We start from the raw sequence: 17,528 nt of genomic DNA, 5'->3' as shown, positions 1-17,528 counted from the left end.
ATAATATTCCCTAACGAGGTGACTTATGGAATACAAATTATTTGATGAATTTATCACATTACAAGCTTTACTAAAAAATGTCGGCGTCATTTCTTCCGGTGGAGCAGTCAAAGGATTTTTAGCTGAAAATACTGTTTTATTTAATGGGGAAGATGAAAACCGCCGTGGCAAAAAGCTACGCATAGGAGATGAAATTACTCTACCAGCACAAGGCTTAACCATTCAATTAGTAGCGCCAAGTCAAGAAGAAATCAAAGAACATCAGGAAGACCAAGCTGAAAAAGAACGCGTTGCTGCTCTCGTCAAAAAGATGAACAAAAACAATAAGAAGCAAGCTCCGCAATTAGCAAAAAAACAAAAAAATGGCCAAAAAGATAAGAAGCAACCTGTGCGCTTTCCTGGTGCCTAGACATGTGGATCGAAGAATTAAGACTCCAACACTTTCGTAATTATCAAGACTTAACTGTCACATTCCACAATGGTCTCAATATTTTTCTTGGAAAAAATGCTCAAGGAAAGACCAATATTCTAGAAAGTATTTACTTTCTAGCTTTGACGCGAAGTCATCGAACACGCACAGACAAATATTTAATTCATTTTGCTTCAAAGACGCTTGCTGTACATGGTATCGTTCATCGGACAACCAGTAAATTGCCACTTGATATTGAATTAACAGAAAAAGGTCGGACAACCAAAGTCAACCACCTCAAGCAAAATCGTCTGTCAGACTATATTGGTCATATGAATGTGGTTCTATTTGCACCTGAAGATTTACAGCTCATCAAAGGGGTACCCGCTCTTCGCCGTAAGTTTATTGATGTAGAACTAGGACAGATGAAACCCATTTATCTTTCTGATTTATCCACTTATAATCATGTTTTGAAGCAGCGTAATACCTATCTTAAACAAGCTATTAGCGTCGATGAGGATTTCCTATCCGTTTTAGATTTACAATTGGCAGAATATGGCAGTAAAGTTATTGAGCATAGATTAGACTTTCTTAAGAAACTTGAAAGCTTCGCACGAGACAAGCATGCTGAGATTTCACATCTATCTGAAGCACTTTCCTTATCTTATCAGTCATCAATAGACTTTACAAAAACTGACAACCTAGTTGACAGTTTTTTGACAGAGTTGCAAAGAAGTCGTAAACGTGATTTGTTCAAAAAGAATACAGGTGTAGGCCCCCATCGTGATGACTTGCAATTTTTCATTAATGATATGAATGCTCATTATGGTAGTCAAGGTCAACATCGTAGCTTAGTTCTGTCACTAAAATTAGCCGAAATCGAACTAATGAAAGAAGTTACTCGCGAATATCCCATTTTATTACTAGATGATGTCATGAGCGAATTAGACAATTATCGCCAAGTAAAATTACTGGAAACGATCTCTGATAAAATTCAAACCTTTATTACGACTACAACCTTAGAACACCTCCACAACTTACCTGAGGACTTGAAAATTTTCCATATTGATACCGGAAAGTTGACAATAGATTGACAAACTTGTAAAGAAAAAGAGACGCAAAGCGCCTCTTTTTAATGTGCTGAATAATTTGGTGCTTCGTTGGTAATTTGGACATCATGTGGATGACTTTCTTTCAAACCTGCACCAGACATTTCGATAAATTGAGCATTATCGTGTAGCTCTTGCAAGTTTGCGGCACCGACATATCCCATACCCGAGCGAATTCCCCCAAGCATTTGGAAGACGATATCAGCTGCTGCACCTTTGTAAGCTACACGGCCCTCAATTCCTTCTGGAACCAATTTATTGGCTTCATTGACAGAACCTTGGAAATAACGGTCACTTGAACCTTTTTTCATGGCAGCGATAGATCCCATACCACGGTAAGTCTTGAATTTACGACCTTGGTAAATCTCGGTTTCACCTGGTGCTTCGTCTGTTCCAGCAAACATAGAGCCAAGCATAACAGCATTTCCACCAGCTGCCAAAGCCTTAACAATATCACCTGAATATTTAATACCACCATCGGCAATGATGGTTTTGCCATATTCACGAGCAACTGCTGCTGCATCGTAGATAGCTGTCACTTGCGGAACACCAACACCTGCGATAACACGAGTTGTACAGATGGAACCTGGACCAATCCCGACTTTAACCACATCTACACCAGCATCATAGAGCGCACGCGCACCTTCCGCTGTCGCAATATTTCCAGCAATCAGTGTGCGATCTGGGAAGTGAGCACGAATTTCTGCGATTTTACGAAGAACTCCCGCTGAATGACCATGAGCTGTATCAATGACAATAGCATCCGCACCAGCTTCAAAGAGTGCTTCTGCACGCTCAAAGGTGTCAGAAGTAACTCCCACGGCACCAGCTACTAAGAGACGACCAAATTCGTCTTTTGCAGCATGCGGGAATTCAATAACCTTTTCAATATCTTTAATCGTAATCAACCCTGATAAACGACCATTACTATCTACCAAAGGTAACTTTTCAATACGATGTTCGTGAAGAATACGCTCCGCTGTTTCCAAGTCTGTGCCAACAGGAGCTGTCACTAATTTTTCACTGGTCATATGATCTGAAATCAGATAATCGTAGTTTGAAATGAAGCGCATATCACGGTTCGTGATAATCCCAACCAATTTACGATTAGCAAGCGTGTCCACAATTGGAACACCTGAGATACGGTAGCGCTGCATTAATTCTTCTGCTTCGTAAACCTTTTGCTCTGGTGTCAAGAAGAATGGATCAATGATTACACCGTTTTCTGAACGTTTTACCTTACGAACCTCTTCTGCTTGATCGGCGATAGACATGTTTTTGTGAACCACACCAAGGCCACCCGCACGCGCAATCGCAATCGCCATTTTGCTATCTGTTACAGTATCCATGGCTGCAGTAATAATAGGGATGTTGAGGGTCAAATTTTTAGCCAACTTTGTTTGTAAATTAACTTCGTTTGGAAGAACATGACTTTCCGCTGGAATCAGCAAAACATCATCAAATGTAAAGCCTTTTTTCAAAAATTTAGTGTCCCAATTTGACATTGATTATTCCTCTTTTCTTCCCTCATACTTGGGTGATTTATATTTTATATATGATAACATTTTGAAAATATTTGTCAATAAAAATGAGTGGATTTCCGAACAAAAAACTTATAGTCAGAATATTTAAAACAGCATCTTTTTTAAAACAGAATGTTTTTGTTGAAATATTAATTATTCATTCTTTTTTTACCTTATTAAAAACGTTTTCCTTTTTTTAATATTCGATGATATTTAAGGTACTTGTATCGAATAGCTGTGCTGGTTTTGAGTATTTGCAGATAAGACTACATCCAAATAAGAATTGAAAAATTTGTTTTCTTGTTGGGACCACAAAGCAATACCGTCAGCATATTTTTCTTGATCAATAGTATTTCCTGCAAAATAATCTGCGTTAACCTGAGCAAATGTATCGCATAGTAAATCCTCATCTTTTTTTGAGAGAGTATCCTCTTTAATAAATTGTTCTGCCTTATGCTTAGCAACTTGAATCATAAAATCTCTTGAAGACTGGCTAAAATTCAGCAATTTTGGATCCTTTGCTCCATTTTCCTTCGCCCGTCTGTCAATAGACAGAGGTTGTACATCGTAAGACATTTCCTTACCATCATATTCTATAACACCATATTGATGAGGGGATACAGCTAATGAAGTCGTCAAAATTTCAGGAATTACTTCTTTCTCAATATGCTGAATATGAATATGTCCACTCAGATTGAGCAAAACAGGAGAATCTTTAAAGATGTCCTTTAGTTGACTAGCTTGATTAAGTTGGAAACCTCGTGTAAAGTTTGGATGGTGCACTAAAATATTTTGATGGGTGACAGAAATGACCTTTACTCCCTTTTTCTCTGCTTGCTTCAATATATCTTCCATCCAATGAAGTGTTCCAACAGATAATTCGTTTTCCTTGTCACTATTAGAATCTACCAAAAGTAGCCAAGTGTCCTTTCTTGCTTCATAAATATAAGACAAGGAATTGTCATCTTTTTGTAAAGATTGCTGTAAACCAAATTCTTTATATAATTCTGCGAACTGTTTTTTTGACAAGGTAGCCACCAACTGAAAATCATCTCCGAAAAAACTAGCTGCACTGGAACGTTCAATGTCATGATTTCCCGGAATTACAAAAATCTGTGTTCCTTTTTTCTGGATACGGTCAAGTTTTCTCTTTAAATCCAAGTGACTTTCTTTTTCCCCATTAAAAGTTAAGTCCCCACTCAATATGAGAATTTCAGGCTTTAAAGCAATCATTTCATCCACAAAACTGTCTGTAATTTCTTCAATATAGTACATATTTTTCCCATCAGCATAGTCAACCATGTCAGAAAAATAGCTCCCTTTATCTGTCAAATCACTTGACAGATAGTGTAAATCTGTCGCTAAGACTATTGAAAGTAGTTTATCATTACTACTAACTGTCGCAAATAACTGCTCCCGCTCCGCTTCTCTTTTTAGAAAAAGGAAAGCCATCAATGAAATACCAATTAATAAGATGGTCACTAACTGAATTCTTTTTCTCATGATTGCAAAAGATGGGATAGTATCAAATCTATCCCAATACTCCTTTTAAAAATAATTGATCCCCATTGCTGCCTTCACTTCTGAAAGTGTTTGTCCCGCAACAGCTCGTGCTTTTTCGCTACCTTTCTCAAGCATTGAAAATACTTGACCCATATCCTTAGCATATTCCAAACGACGCTCACGAATCGGAGCTAATTCTCGTTCTAAGATTTCTAGTAAGTAACGCTTGGTTTTCACATCTCCAAGTCCACCACGTTGGTAATGTTCTTTCATAGCTGCAATGTCTGATTGATCTTCCTCGCGACCAAAAATATCCAGATAATGGAAAACCATATTCCCTTCAATCTGACCTGGATCTTCGACACGGATATGATTCGGATCTGTATACACGCTCATCACTTTTTTACGAACCGTATCTGCATCATCAGATAGATAAATACCATTTCCAAGCGATTTGGACATTTTGGCATTACCATCTAAGCCCGGTAAACGTCCAGTTCCTTCATTTTCAGGATAAATACCTTCAGGTTCTACCAGTACATCACAATTATAGGTATGGTTGAAACTGCGTGCAATTTCACGCGTCTGCTCAATCATCGGTTTTTGATCATTTCCAACTGGGACAAGATTCGCCTTAAAAGCTGTAATATCAGCCGCTTGCGACACTGGATAAACTAAGAAACCAGATGGAATAGATTCGCCAAATCCTTTTTGAGCAATCTCTGTTTTAACCGTTGGGTTACGTTCTAAACGAGCAACAGAAACCAAATTGAGATAGTACATGGTTAATTCGGCTAATTCTGGAATTTGACTTTGGATAAAAATAGTGGATTGACTAGGATCTAGACCAACTGACAAATAGTCCAGAGCAACATTGCCAATAGATTCCTTGATTTGCGCCGCTTCTTTGGCGTGATCTGTCAGTGCTTGCTGATCTGCTAAGAAAACGAACATATCATATTTCTTTTCATCTTGTAGGATAACACGATTTTTCAAACTCCCCACGTAATGCCCTAAGTGCAACTTCCCTGTAGGACGATCCCCTGTTAAAATAATTGGTTTTGTCATATTTTCTCCTTTACAATTAATTGACAACATTGTCAATCTTTAAAATAATCTTCTTTTGTCACCACGTAATGCACCATGGTCACCATACGTTCTAGCTCTTTTTTATCGCGCTTAGCATAGGGCTCTTCATGACTAAACACCATGCCAACTTTTTGCATGACACGACCAGAAGCTGGATTATCTTTATCATGCCGTGCAACCAAGCAATTCATTTCAAATTCCTCAAAAAAGAACTTCACAAATGCTGTAGCAACTTCTGTCATATACCCTTGATTCCAATAACGCTTATCTAAAGTATACCCAAATTCCGCACGACCAACATCTTCTTTCAAATTATGCATGTCAATCGTACCAATAAATGCTCCAGCCCCCTTCAGTTCTATTCCCCAACGCCCCCAGTGGACTAGCAAGGTAAATACTAGCAATAATATTTTTTGTTTCTTCAAGAGATTGATTCGCCACAAATGTCCAGCGGACATTCTCTTCATCCGAAGCGTAAGCAAACATTTCCTCAGCATCAGCTAGTGTTACTGGACGAAGTAAAAGTCTATCTGTTTCAATGACACGATACCGATTTAATTTTTGAAAAGTATTTTCCATATAGCCCCTTTCTTCTTTAATAAACAAAAATCCCCATGCTTAAATAGCATGAGGGCATGAGTGTATCACTACGCGGTACCACCTCAGTTGACAGGTGTTTACAATAAGTTTACAATTCTGTCATCTTTAAAACACGATAAGGAGTGTCAAACCTAAAACTTATGTGTTTGTTTCACGTGGAACATCAGCCCATTTCAACTCACCTATTACTAACTTACAGCGACCGTCAGCTCTCTTAAAATAAGGATAAGTATAATCTTTTTTATTGTATGATTTTTACCTAAAAAAGTCAAGTTATTTCCGACTTGACAAGTGCCTTTCTTTTAGCGATAATATGTAGTCGAATTTTTTTAGAAATGAGTATAATAATGAATAATAAACTAAAGGATTACGCATTTGTGACCCTTGGCGCCCTAATTGCTGCCATTGGTTTCAATACTATGTTCGTGGAAAATAATATTGCTTCAGGAGGTGTAGGGGGACTAGCCATTAGCATGAAGGCTTTACTTGGTTGGAATCCTTCCAACTTTGTCCTCTTTGCCAATGTCCCTCTGCTGATTCTCTGCTGGGTATTACTTGGTCGATCTACCTTAATCCGAACACTCTATGGTGCTTGGATTTACCCTGTTTTCATCAGCTTGACAGATATGTTGCCAACCTTTACACATAATCCTCTTCTTGCTGCGATTTTTGGAGGAGTAATTCTTGGTTTTGGTATTGGCTTAGTTTTCTTGGGAAATTCATCAACTGGTGGGACAGGAATTGTTGTTCAAATATTAAATAAATACACCCCTATTTCCCTTGGAATCTTAATTGGTATCATAGACGGGATAATTGTTGTCATTGGTTTTGTGGCTTTTGATCCTGATACAGTCATGTATTCGATTATCGCTCTGCTATGCATCACTTATATTACAAATCTGATGATGGCTGGATCCGATTCATCACGTAATATGTTGATTATTTCCAAAAAGCATGTGGCTATTAAGGAATACATTACTAAGATTGCTGATCGTGGCGTCACCGAACTACCCGTTGTAGGTGGTTATACTGGTAGTGAGAAGCGAATGCTGATGACAACTGTTTCTCGACAAGAAGTACAAATCATCGAGCAAGAAATTATTTCTATAGATGAAACAGCCTTTATGGTCATCATGCCAGCCACTCAAGTTCGTGGACGTGGCTTTAGCCTCCACAAAGACCACAGCCATATTGATGATGATATCTTGATTCCAATGTAGTTTTCATTGAAATATCAGCCATTTTCTAGTACAATAAAAAGATAGACTAAAGACAAGAGGTAACCAATCGTGCTAACAGTTTCAGACGTATCCCTACGTTTTAGTGACCGCAAACTTTTCGATGATGTCAACATTAAATTTACATCAGGCAATACTTATGGTCTTATCGGTGCCAATGGTGCTGGTAAATCTACTTTCCTTAAAATCCTAGCAGGTGATATTGAACCATCAACAGGCCATGTTTCACTTGGTCCTGATGAGCGCTTATCTGTTCTTCGCCAAAACCACTTCGACTATGAAGATGAGCGCGTGATTGATGTTGTTATCATGGGAAATGAGACTCTCTACAACATCATGAAAGAAAAAGATGCTATCTACATGAAGGAAGATTTCACTGATGAGGATGGTGTTCGTGCTGCCGAACTTGAAGGCGAATTCGCGAAGATCTTCACTGCCAAAATATGAATGAATTGGCAAATGGTGACAAGGTTAAGGTCCTCCTTGCTAAAGCCCTCTTTGGTAAACCGGATGTCCTTCTTCTCGACGAGCCAACCAACGGTCTTGACATCCAATCCATCACTTGGCTTGAAAATTTCTTGATTGACTTTGACAATACCGTTATCGTTGTATCCCATGACCGTCACTTCCTCAATAAAGTGTGTACGCACATGGCTGACTTAGACTTTGGTAAAATCAAACTCTTCGTTGGTAATTATGACTTCTGGAAACAATCTTCTGAATTGGCTGCTCGCTTACAAGCTGACCGTAATGCCAAGGCTGAAGAAAAAATCAAAGAATTGCAAGAGTTCGTTGCACGTTTCTCTGCCAACGCTTCTAAATCCAAACAAGCCACTTCTCGTAAGAAAATGTTGGACAAAATTGAATTGGAAGAGATCGTTCCATCAAGCCGTAAATATCCATTTATCAACTTTAAAGCGGAACGTGAAATCGGAAATGACTTACTTCGTGTAGAAGATTTGAAAGTTGTTATCGATGGCGAAACGATTTTAGAAAACATCAGCTTTATTCTCCGTCCAGGTGATAAGACGGCTCTTATTGGACAAAATGACATCCAAACTACTGCACTCATCCGTGCTATCATGGGAGAAATTCCTTACGAAGGAACTGTCAAGTGGGGTGTCACAACTAGTCAATCTTATCTTCCGAAAGATAACAGCGCTGACTTTGCAAGTGGGGAATCAATTCTCGACTGGCTCCGTCAATTTGCTGCTAAGGAAGAAGATGACAATACTTTCTTGCGTGGTTTCTTGGGTCGCATGCTCTTCTCTGGTGATGAGGTTAACAAACCTGTTAACGTTCTTTCAGGGGGCGAGAAAGTCCGCGTTATGCTCTCTAAACTTATGCTCTTGAAATCAAACGTGTTAGTACTCGACGATCCAACTAATCACTTAGATTTGGAATCTATTTCAAGTCTTAATGACGGTCTCAAAGCTTTCAAAGAATCAATTATCTTTGCCAGCCATGACCATGAATTTATCCAAACACTTGCCAATCACATTGTTGTCATCTCAAAAAACGGTGTCATTGACCGAATTGATGAAACCTATGATGAATTCTTAGAAAATGATCAAGTACAAGCAAAAGTGCAAGAATTATGGAAATAAGATAAAAGACGAATTTTCGTCTTTTTCTTTTTCTTAAGTTGACAGAAATTTTCTATTACTTTACAATACTAGTAAATTTAATCTTTAAAAAGCAATCACTCTTTTAGAAGAGAATAAAATGAAAACTGCAATCAATTAATAGAATTGTCTGGATAGCAATTTCTATAATCAGTATCAGAAACGAACAGCTATTACTTGGATTTCTTCTACAAAATGAAATCTGATTTGCTTCAAAAATACCTTGAGATGATTCACTAGTAACCAAATACCAAAACCGCTAATAAATTAAATCGTCTTTAGAAAAAAAGAAAGAACATTTAACCTTTACAATGTGATTTACACCTTTATCAAGTTCTTGTCGCCCGTATTGACTAGACAAAAGCGATTTATCTCTTTTTTCTCTCTAAAAATGGTAAAATAAACTTATGAAATTACTTAAAAAATATTCCAAAATCATCTACGGATTAATAGCCTTTTTTCTCCCTTTACTCTTTATTACAATTATTTTGGCTTTAAAGGGAGTCTGGCTCTTTGGTGATACAACTATACTAGCAAGCGATGGTTTCCATCAATATGTGATTTTTCATGAAACATTGCGCAATGTTTTGCATGGTGATGGTTCTATTTTTTATACATTTACAAGCGGATCAGGTCTTAATTTCTATGCTCTTATGTCTTACTATCTAGGCTCTTTTCTGTTACCACTTCTATTTTTCGCTGATATGAAGTCTATGCCTGACTTTCTCTATCTCTTTACAATCATTAAATTCGGATTGACAGGTCTGTCAACCTATATCAGTTTAAAAGAAATTCATAAAAAACTTCATCCAATAGTGACACTATTTCTTTCTACAAGCCTATCTTTAATGAGTTTTATGACTAGTCAACTAGAAATTTCTAGCTGGTTAGATGTCTTTATTTTACTTCCTCTTATCCTACTAGGTTTACACAAAATCGTTATTGAAAAAGGACGAATTCTTTATTTTGTGACGCTCACTTGTCTATTTATCCAAAATTATTACTTTGGGTATATAGCTGTTATTTTTCTGAGTTTCTGGTTTTTGTTAAAACTCTCGTGGGACTTCAAAAAAAGGTGGCAAACAATTATAGACTTTACAATAGTGTCAACATTAGCTGCTCTTACTAGCCTTGTCATGCTCCTCCCAACTATTCTTGATTTACGAACCCACGGCGAAAAATTTACAGAAATTGTCAAATGGCAAACAGATAATTCTTGGATCCTAGATTTCTTTGCAAAAAATATGGTGGGTGCCTATGATACGACAAAGTTTGGTGCTCTTCCCATGATTTTTGTTGGACTACTACCACTCATTTTAAGTTTGCTATTTTTCACAATTAAGTCCATCAAATGGCAAGTTAAATGCACTTATGCATTCTTCATTATTTTTTTAATAGCTAGTTTCTATCTACAGCCTCTGGATTTATTCTGGCAAGGAATGCATGCACCAAATATGTTTTTACACAGATATGCTTGGGTATTTTCATTTCTCATCATTTATATGGCTGCTGAAGTTTTGATCCGTATTCGTTGTGTGAAACCTTGGGCTGTATTTACTAGTATGGCTTTTCTCACTATTGGTTATGTGCTGACTTATCTATTCAAAGAGCACTATACTTTTCTAGAAAATATTTCCTTTATTTTAACTGCCGAGTTTCTATTAGTCTACCTTATTCTTCTCTTGATTGTTATCAAAAAAAGAATCTCTTATATTGTCTTTTCTTCCTTAATCCTGTTTTTCGGACTCTTTGAAATGGGTATTCATTCACAATATCAGATTGAAGGCTTAGCAGAAGAATGGAATTTTCCTAGTCGATCAAGCTACCTCTATCAGGCTGACGATATGCTGAAATTAGTTGAAACCACTCAAAATGATGCTGATCAGTTTTATCGTACAGAGCGTCTTCTACCTCAAACAGGGAACGATAGCATGAAGTACAATTATAATGGTATTTCACAATTTTCTTCCATTCGTAATCGTTCGTCCAGCTCCACTCTTGACAAATTGGGCTTCCGCTCCGATGGAACCAATCTTAATCTTCGTTATCAGAACAATACCTTGATCGGTGATAGTCTTCTGGGTATTCGCTACAATTTATCTGCTACAAATCCACTAAAATTTGGCTTTACAGAGATTGACAAGACTAACACACTTTCTCTATACGAAAATCAATTTGCATCCTCTTTAGGAATTCTGACCAATAGTGTTTACCAAGATGTCAAGTTTACAAATTTGACACTCGATAATCAAACTAATTTTTTAAATGCTTTGTCAGCCAATGAATTTAAATATTATACAAGTCTGCATCCGATCTCTATAGAAAATGTCAATCAACTTGACAATCGTGTCACTGTGAAAGCAAAAGAAGGAGAAGATACAGCTAGGGCTACATACACCTTTACTGTGCCTGCTAACAGTCAATTGTACATCAGTCTTCCAAATTTAAGTTTTACAAATGAACATGATAAGGGAGTAAATGTTACTGTCAATAATGTGTCAAACGAGTTTACAACGGATAATAGTTTCTCAATTTTTTCAGCCGGTTACTTCTCCTCAGAGAAAATAGTAACAATCGACCTGACATTCCCTCAAAATCAGCAAGTTTCCTTTGATACTCCTCAATTCTATAGATTAGATTTAATAGCTTATCAGGCTGCTATGGCCTCTATCTTAGAAAAAGACATCACAACAACAGTTGATGGAAATCAGGTCACAACAACCTATAATAGCCAAAATAAGGCTTCTATCTTCTATACGATTCCATACGATAAAGGTTGGTCAGCAACCTTAAATGGCAAAAAAATAGGCCTTAAAAAGGCCCAGAATGGTTTTACGAAGGTGGATGTCCCTAAAGGAAAAGGAATACTCGTTCTAACTTTCATTCCTAGTGGTTTTAGAATAGGTTTAGCTTCCTTTTTCATAGGTATTGGGAGCTTTATAGGCTATGATAGCTATCGAAAAAAGACAACTTCAAAAAAATCAAAAGATTGCAATAAATAAAAGAAAATACCACTCCAAATGGAGTGGTATTTTTGTGACTCCGCCAACAGGGCTCGAACCTGTGACATCATGATTAACAGTCATGCGCTCTACCAACTGAGCTATGGCGGATTCTATAGTCCGTACGGGATTCGAACCCGTGTTACCGCCGTGAAAAGGCGGTGTCTTAACCCCTTGACCAACGGACCAAAATAAGACATTTATTAGTATAATATAGTGCTCTTTCTTTGTCAAGACTTTTTTTAACGCCTTGACATTATAAAATAATTGTTTTAGAATGGTAGGGCTAGAACGGTTCCATAGCTCAGCTGGATAGAGCATTCGCCTTCTAAGCGAACGGTCGCAGGTTCGAATCCTGCTGGAATCATCTAAACACATAAAGCTTAGCGATTGCTAAGCTTTTTTTCTAACCATAATTGAACGTTCATATAAATGAGTGGAAGCAGGACAACTATTAGGGCTTGCTCCTTAAAAGTTTGTGTCGAAAAAGTCGCTACAACTACACCTAACATAAACGTTAAAATCGCATAAAAAATGTGAATTCGTCTTCTTGTCAATTGAGCATTTTTTTCAATGATTCCCTTAAACCATAAAAAAGCAGCGTTTTTAACATTGCCTATCATCATGACATTGGCATAAGGTAACCCATGAATATTTCTAAACGTCTCCACTTGAATAGAGGCAACAAAAGCCAGTACGGCAATCGTAAAGGAGTGCCCTACTAAAGGGTTGAGAAGAATGTCGAGAATAACAAGTCCCATCATAACAAGAGTACTGGTCAGATGCCAAGGGATACTATGCACAATACAAAATCGTTTCAAGAGATATGTAAACCACTGACCAAAGACAAAAAAGAGAATGGGAATCAAAAAAGCTACTGCTTCCTTCATATTTCTATTTGCAACATAATAAGCCAGATAAACAACGTTTCCTGATTGAACACCAGCAAAACGTCCACCCTGAGTAATAAAGGTAAAAGCATTTAAAAAACCACTAATAAAGGTTAGACAAGTGGCAAATCTCAAACGTTCAAAGATATGATAATTTTTCTTGGTCATATTTCTCCTGTGTTTCACGTGAAACTACTTATGGTAGGGACTTCCTTGTTGAATCATAAAAGCACGGTAAATTTGTTCTGCTAGCACTAATTTCATTAGCTGATGAGGTAAAGTCAATTTTCCAAAACTAATCAAAGTATTTGCCCTCTTTTTGACTTCTGGTGAGAGCCCTAAGCTACCACCAATGATAAAGGTCACATCCGAAAAACCTCTCATTGTTACATCTGCTAATAATTGACTAAACTCCTCGGATGGAAATTGTTTGCCTTCAATCGCAAGAGCAAAGACATAATCTAGCTCCCCAATTTTGGAAAGAATTCGACTTGCCTCTTTCTCTAGAATTTGCTGATTTTCTGCTTGGCTAGCTTTATCCGGAGTCTTTTCGTCAGGTAACTCAATCATTTCTAACTTAGTGAAACGACTGAGACGCTTGCTATATTCTGCAATCCCATCCTTTAAATATTTTTCTTTTAATTTTCCAACCGTAATAATTTTTATCTTCATAAGAAGATTGTATCACAGCTTTTAGACTTTTTGAAGATGCAAAAAAGTTATCCACAAGCTCCGAATTGATTTTTCACTGATTTAAGCTATAATTAAGAAAATGGATTTATGATAAAGAAAAATCTGGAGGAGTTAGTCTCATGAAAAAATTTTTTAAATTATCTCTTGTTCTCCTTGTCGGCTTTATTGGTGGTATAGCAGGTAATTTTGCCGCTCCGCTACTATATTCTACACCAACTACGAGCACAACTGCCCATCAATCAACTGATGGAAAAACGACCGTTAGCAACGTTACCTATGACAATGAGACATCTGTGACAAAAGCAGTTAAAACAGTTCAAGATGCTGTTGTATCGGTAATTAATTACCAACCAGCGACATCTGGTACAACTTCTATTTTTGGAAATAGTGGTCATTCAGATGAGTTAGAAGTTGCCAGTGAGGGATCTGGTGTCGTCTATAAAAAAGATGGTGATACCGCTTATATCGTGACCAATACCCACGTTATTGCTGGTGCTGAAAAAATTGATATACTTTTATCCTCTGGTGAAAAAATCGAAGGGAAATTAGTCGGTTCAGATACTTATTCTGATATTGCCGTCATTAGCGTAAATGCAAGTAAAATTACTACCGTTGCGGAATTTGCTGACTCTGATTCTATCAATGTAGGTGAAACAGCTATTGCTATCGGTAGTCCACTTGGAACTATCTACGCCAACTCTGTTACCCAAGGAATCGTCTCTAGTTTGAGTCGTACCGTGACTTCAAAATCTGAAGATGGTCAAACGATTTCTACTAATGCTATCCAAACAGACACTGCCATCAATCCAGGAAATTCTGGTGGTCCACTGATTAATATTCAAGGGCAAGTTATCGGAATTACCTCTAGTAAGATTGCTACGACTTCTGCTGCTTTGAACAACGGAGTAACTGTAGAAGGACTGGGATTTGCTATTCCATCAAATGATGCTGTTACAATCATCAACCAACTTGAGAAAAATGGAAAAGTCATTCGTCCAGCTCTTGGAATTCAAATGGCTAACGTGACAGACTTATCAACTAACCAACTAGCAACGGCTGGTTTAGAAGATAGTAATATTACTTCAGGTGTGCTGGTTGTTTCTACTCAAGCAGGTCTTCCAGCGGATGGCAATTTTGAACGCTATGATGTTATCACAGCTATCGATGGTGATACTATTGAATCAACAGGTGACCTCCAAAGTGCCCTTTACAAACATAGTATTGGTGATACCATTGAGGTTTCCTTCATGAGAAATGGTAAAAAACAAACTGTCAAGATAGAACTTAATCATTCAACGGAAGATTTATCCCAATAAAGCGATGTCAATCTAAATTTACAACATTGTAAAGTTAGATTTTTTTTGCTAGAATAAGCCTATGGAAGAATTACAGTACCTAGCCATTGAAGAAATCAAACCAAATCCCTATCAACCAAGATTGCATTTTGAACCAGAAAAATTAAAAGAATTAGCTCAATCTATTCAAAAAAACGGCATTATTCAACCACTGATTGTACGCAAATCAGCTATCATTGGCTATGAATTACTAGCAGGTGAACGACGCTTACGTGCCAGTCAATTGGCAGGTTTGAAAAAAGTTCCTGTTATCATAAAAGTATTGTCTGATGAAGAAATGATGTACCAATCCATCATTGAAAATTTGCAACGTGCGGATTTAAATCCAATTGAAGAAGCAAAGTCTTATCAGCATTTGATAAAACGAGGACTGACACATGAAGAAATCGCACAGATTATGGGAAAATCACGTCCCTACATCACAAATAGCACGCGCCTTCTACAACTCTGTCCTATGCTACAAAATGCATTGGAAACTGGTCTTATTAGCCAAGGTCATGCTCGTCTTTTAAATTCTTATACCGATGTGGAGCAAGAACAATGGCTTCAAACTATCTTAGAAAAAGAATTGAGTGTCCGATCACTTGAAAACTTGCTAACTGAGCAAAAGAAAAAAAAGAAAAAAAAGAAAAAAACTTCTTTCATCAAAGAAGAGGAAGAAAAACTCAGACAGATACTCGGTACTGATATTCAAATTCAACAGCAAAAAAATGGAAAAGGAAAATTGACAATCTCCTTTTCCAGCTTAAAAGAATTCGAGAGAATTATCCAACATTTAAAATAAGCATGTGCATAATTCTTTTTTACAAACAGACTTATTCACATCCCATATTTTGAAGGAATCCCTTAATAGAGGGGTTTTTCTTTTTTATTCACATTCTGTGGATAAGTATTATGAACAGTGTGGAAAAACTCTTTCCTTGTGGATAACTTTTTGATATAATAAGAAAACAATGATCCTGAAAGGAGGAAAGCCTGTGAATTTGGAAGATGATTTTTGGAATCGTGTTCTACAATTAGCCCAAGCAACTTTAAAACCGTCTGCATTCGACTTTTTTGTCTCCACTGCCAGACTCGTAAAAGTAGAAGGAAATCAAGCAACTATTTTCTTAGATAGTCCCGTAAAACAACTCTTTTGGGAAGAAAATTTAAAAGGAGTGTTGTTGACAGCTGGGTTTGAAATTTATAATGATCAACTACAAGTACTCTATGAGTTTTCAATGCCTGTTCAAAAAGAATTCCCAACTCCCGTAGAAAAAGTGAATCCGCTAGAAGTTCGCGAAACATTGATAGAACAACCTATTACAAATCCACCAGTAGCTTCTAACTTAAATGCTGATTATACCTTCGACAATTTCGTCCAAGGAGACAATAATCAAATGGCAAAAGCTGCTGCTATGGCGGTTGCTGGTGCACCTGGTAAAGTCTACAATCCACTTTTTATCTACGGTGGTCCAGGTCTTGGAAAGACTCATTTACTTCACGCTATTGGTAATGAGGTACTCGCTCGGAACCCGCAAGCTCGTAGCAAATTTGTATCTTCAGAAACCTTTATCAATGATTTTCTAGAACATCTACGACTCAATGATATGGAAAATTTCAAAAAGATATACCGTCATTTAGATATTCTCTTGATTGACGATATTCAATTTTTGAAAAACAAGGCCTCCACTCAGGAAGAATTTTTCCATACTTTCAATGCACTTCATGAAAATAATAAGCAAATCGTATTAACCAGTGATCGTGATCCAAGTAAACTAGAAAATCTTGAAGAACGGTTGGTTACACGCTTTGGTTGGGGGACAATGAGTGACATTACACCTCCTGATTTTGAGACGAGGATTGCTATTTTGCGAAATAAATGTGAAGTCTATCCTTACAACTTTACAGATGATACCTTGAATTATCTAGCAGGACAATTCCATTCTAATATTCGTGATTTGGAAGGTGCTCTGAAAGATATTGACCTCTTAGCTAAGTTGAAAAAGGTATCCGAAATCTCTGTTGATATTGCTGCCGAAGCGATTCGTTCCAGACGACAAAGTGATTTACAAACTACAGTCATTCCTATTGAAAAAATTCAAACCGAAGTTGGTCAATTCTACGGTGTCAGTGTCAAGGAACTGAAAGGTCCAAAACGTCTGCAAAATATTACTCACGCGCGACAAGTTGCCATGTACCTGGCGCGTGTCCTAACAGACAATTCCCTTCCGAAAATCGGAAAAGAATTTGGTAATCGTGATCATACAACAGTTATGCACGCCTATAATAAGATAAAAGGGCTTTTGGAGCAGGATGAAAATTTAGAAATTGAACTCACGACCATTCGTAATAATATCCGTTAGTTGTGGAAAACTCTCCTTTCTTGTCTCTAGTTTTCCACATTTTACCAACAAGTCTGACAACTTATCCTAACTGGGATAAAACCATTTATCCACAGAATACACAGACCCTACTACTACTATTAACCTTAACAATCTAGAATAAATAAA

At 37.2% G+C, this 17,528-nt stretch carries 12 protein-coding genes, 3 tRNA genes and 2 pseudogenes; 9 read left to right on the top strand and 8 right to left on the bottom strand.

Annotated features, from left to right (window positions below; translation table 11 throughout):
- Positions 1–25: 25 nt before the first annotated feature.
- Both yaaA and recF read left to right on the top strand, forming a co-directional pair.
- Positions 26–409: a S4 domain-containing protein YaaA gene (gene yaaA, locus AEX56_RS00155; protein WP_049617437.1), complete on the top strand. Its 384-nt coding sequence runs from the start codon at positions 26–28 to the stop codon at positions 407–409.
- Positions 410–411: 2 nt separating this feature from the next.
- Entirely contained in the window at positions 412–1,503 is a 1,092-nt protein-coding gene (gene recF / locus AEX56_RS00150; RefSeq protein ID WP_049617436.1) for a DNA replication/repair protein RecF, read from the top strand.
- Between the two features lie 38 nt (positions 1,504–1,541).
- Here the strand turns inward: recF and guaB are convergent, their stop codons facing one another.
- The 4 genes and pseudogenes from guaB to AEX56_RS00130 all read right to left on the bottom strand — a co-directional run bounded on the left by guaB (position 1,542) and on the right by AEX56_RS00130 (position 6,212).
- Positions 1,542–3,023 carry an IMP dehydrogenase gene (gene guaB, locus AEX56_RS00145; protein ID WP_049617435.1) on the bottom strand — a complete coding sequence of 494 codons (1,482 nt, stop codon included), beginning with the start codon at positions 3,021–3,023 and terminating at the stop codon, positions 1,542–1,544.
- Between the two features lie 231 nt (positions 3,024–3,254).
- Entirely contained in the window at positions 3,255–4,544 is a 1,290-nt protein-coding gene (locus tag AEX56_RS00140) for a metallophosphoesterase (RefSeq protein WP_082326121.1), read from the bottom strand.
- A gap of 45 nt (positions 4,545–4,589) precedes the next feature.
- Positions 4,590–5,612: a tryptophan--tRNA ligase gene (gene trpS / locus AEX56_RS00135; protein ID WP_049617433.1), complete on the bottom strand. Its 1,023-nt coding sequence runs from the start codon at positions 5,610–5,612 to the stop codon at positions 4,590–4,592.
- A gap of 32 nt (positions 5,613–5,644) precedes the next feature.
- Positions 5,645–6,212, bottom strand: a pseudogene (locus tag AEX56_RS00130) (GNAT family N-acetyltransferase).
- A gap of 368 nt (positions 6,213–6,580) precedes the next feature.
- Here AEX56_RS00130 and AEX56_RS00125 point away from each other — a divergent pair.
- From AEX56_RS00125 to AEX56_RS00115, 3 genes and pseudogenes are all read left to right on the top strand, one after another.
- Positions 6,581–7,453, top strand: coding sequence for a YitT family protein (locus AEX56_RS00125; protein WP_049617432.1), 873 nt, complete (start codon positions 6,581–6,583; stop codon positions 7,451–7,453).
- Between the two features lie 69 nt (positions 7,454–7,522).
- A pseudogene (locus AEX56_RS00120) lies at positions 7,523–9,078 on the top strand (ATP-binding cassette domain-containing protein).
- Between the two features lie 425 nt (positions 9,079–9,503).
- Positions 9,504–12,098: a YfhO family protein gene (locus AEX56_RS00115; protein WP_049617431.1), complete on the top strand. Its 2,595-nt coding sequence runs from the start codon at positions 9,504–9,506 to the stop codon at positions 12,096–12,098.
- A 38-nt stretch (positions 12,099–12,136) separates the two neighbouring features.
- On the opposite strand, the gene AEX56_RS00110 is transcribed toward AEX56_RS00115, so the two are convergent.
- Positions 12,137–12,209: transfer RNA gene (locus AEX56_RS00110), tRNA-Asn, on the bottom strand.
- 5 nt (positions 12,210–12,214) lie between these two features.
- A tRNA-Glu gene (locus AEX56_RS00105) sits at positions 12,215–12,286 on the bottom strand.
- A 105-nt stretch (positions 12,287–12,391) separates the two neighbouring features.
- Here AEX56_RS00105 and AEX56_RS00100 point away from each other — a divergent pair.
- Positions 12,392–12,465, top strand: a tRNA-Arg gene (locus AEX56_RS00100).
- A 16-nt stretch (positions 12,466–12,481) separates the two neighbouring features.
- Here the strand turns inward: AEX56_RS00100 and AEX56_RS00095 are convergent.
- Together AEX56_RS00095 and rlmH are read right to left on the bottom strand one after the other, a co-directional pair.
- Entirely contained in the window at positions 12,482–13,156 is a 675-nt protein-coding gene (locus AEX56_RS00095; protein ID WP_049617430.1) for a YoaK family protein, read from the bottom strand.
- 24 nt (positions 13,157–13,180) lie between these two features.
- A complete protein-coding gene (gene rlmH, locus AEX56_RS00090) occupies positions 13,181–13,660 on the bottom strand; it encodes a 23S rRNA (pseudouridine(1915)-N(3))-methyltransferase RlmH (RefSeq protein ID WP_049617429.1) in 480 nt (159 codons plus the stop codon).
- A 140-nt stretch (positions 13,661–13,800) separates the two neighbouring features.
- Between rlmH and AEX56_RS00085 the strand changes: the two genes are divergently transcribed.
- The 3 genes from AEX56_RS00085 (at position 13,801) to dnaA (ending at position 17,381) form a co-directional block, all read left to right on the top strand.
- Positions 13,801–14,997 carry a S1C family serine protease gene (locus AEX56_RS00085; protein ID WP_049617428.1) on the top strand — a complete coding sequence of 399 codons (1,197 nt, stop codon included), beginning with the start codon at positions 13,801–13,803 and terminating at the stop codon, positions 14,995–14,997.
- Positions 14,998–15,058: 61 nt separating this feature from the next.
- Entirely contained in the window at positions 15,059–15,820 is a 762-nt protein-coding gene (locus tag AEX56_RS00080) for a ParB/RepB/Spo0J family partition protein (protein WP_049617427.1), read from the top strand.
- 193 nt (positions 15,821–16,013) lie between these two features.
- Positions 16,014–17,381 (top strand): chromosomal replication initiator protein DnaA, encoded by a 1,368-nt coding sequence (gene dnaA / locus AEX56_RS00075; protein WP_131542297.1) that lies wholly within the window; start codon positions 16,014–16,016, stop codon positions 17,379–17,381.
- Positions 17,382–17,528 lie beyond the last annotated feature (147 nt).

The sequence above is a fragment of the Streptococcus sp. X13SY08 genome (assembly GCF_001182825.2).
Lineage (GTDB): Bacteria > Bacillota > Bacilli > Lactobacillales > Streptococcaceae > Streptococcus.
The sequence above is the reverse complement of the archived record's forward strand: the minus strand, read 5'-3'. Positions and strand labels throughout refer to the sequence as shown.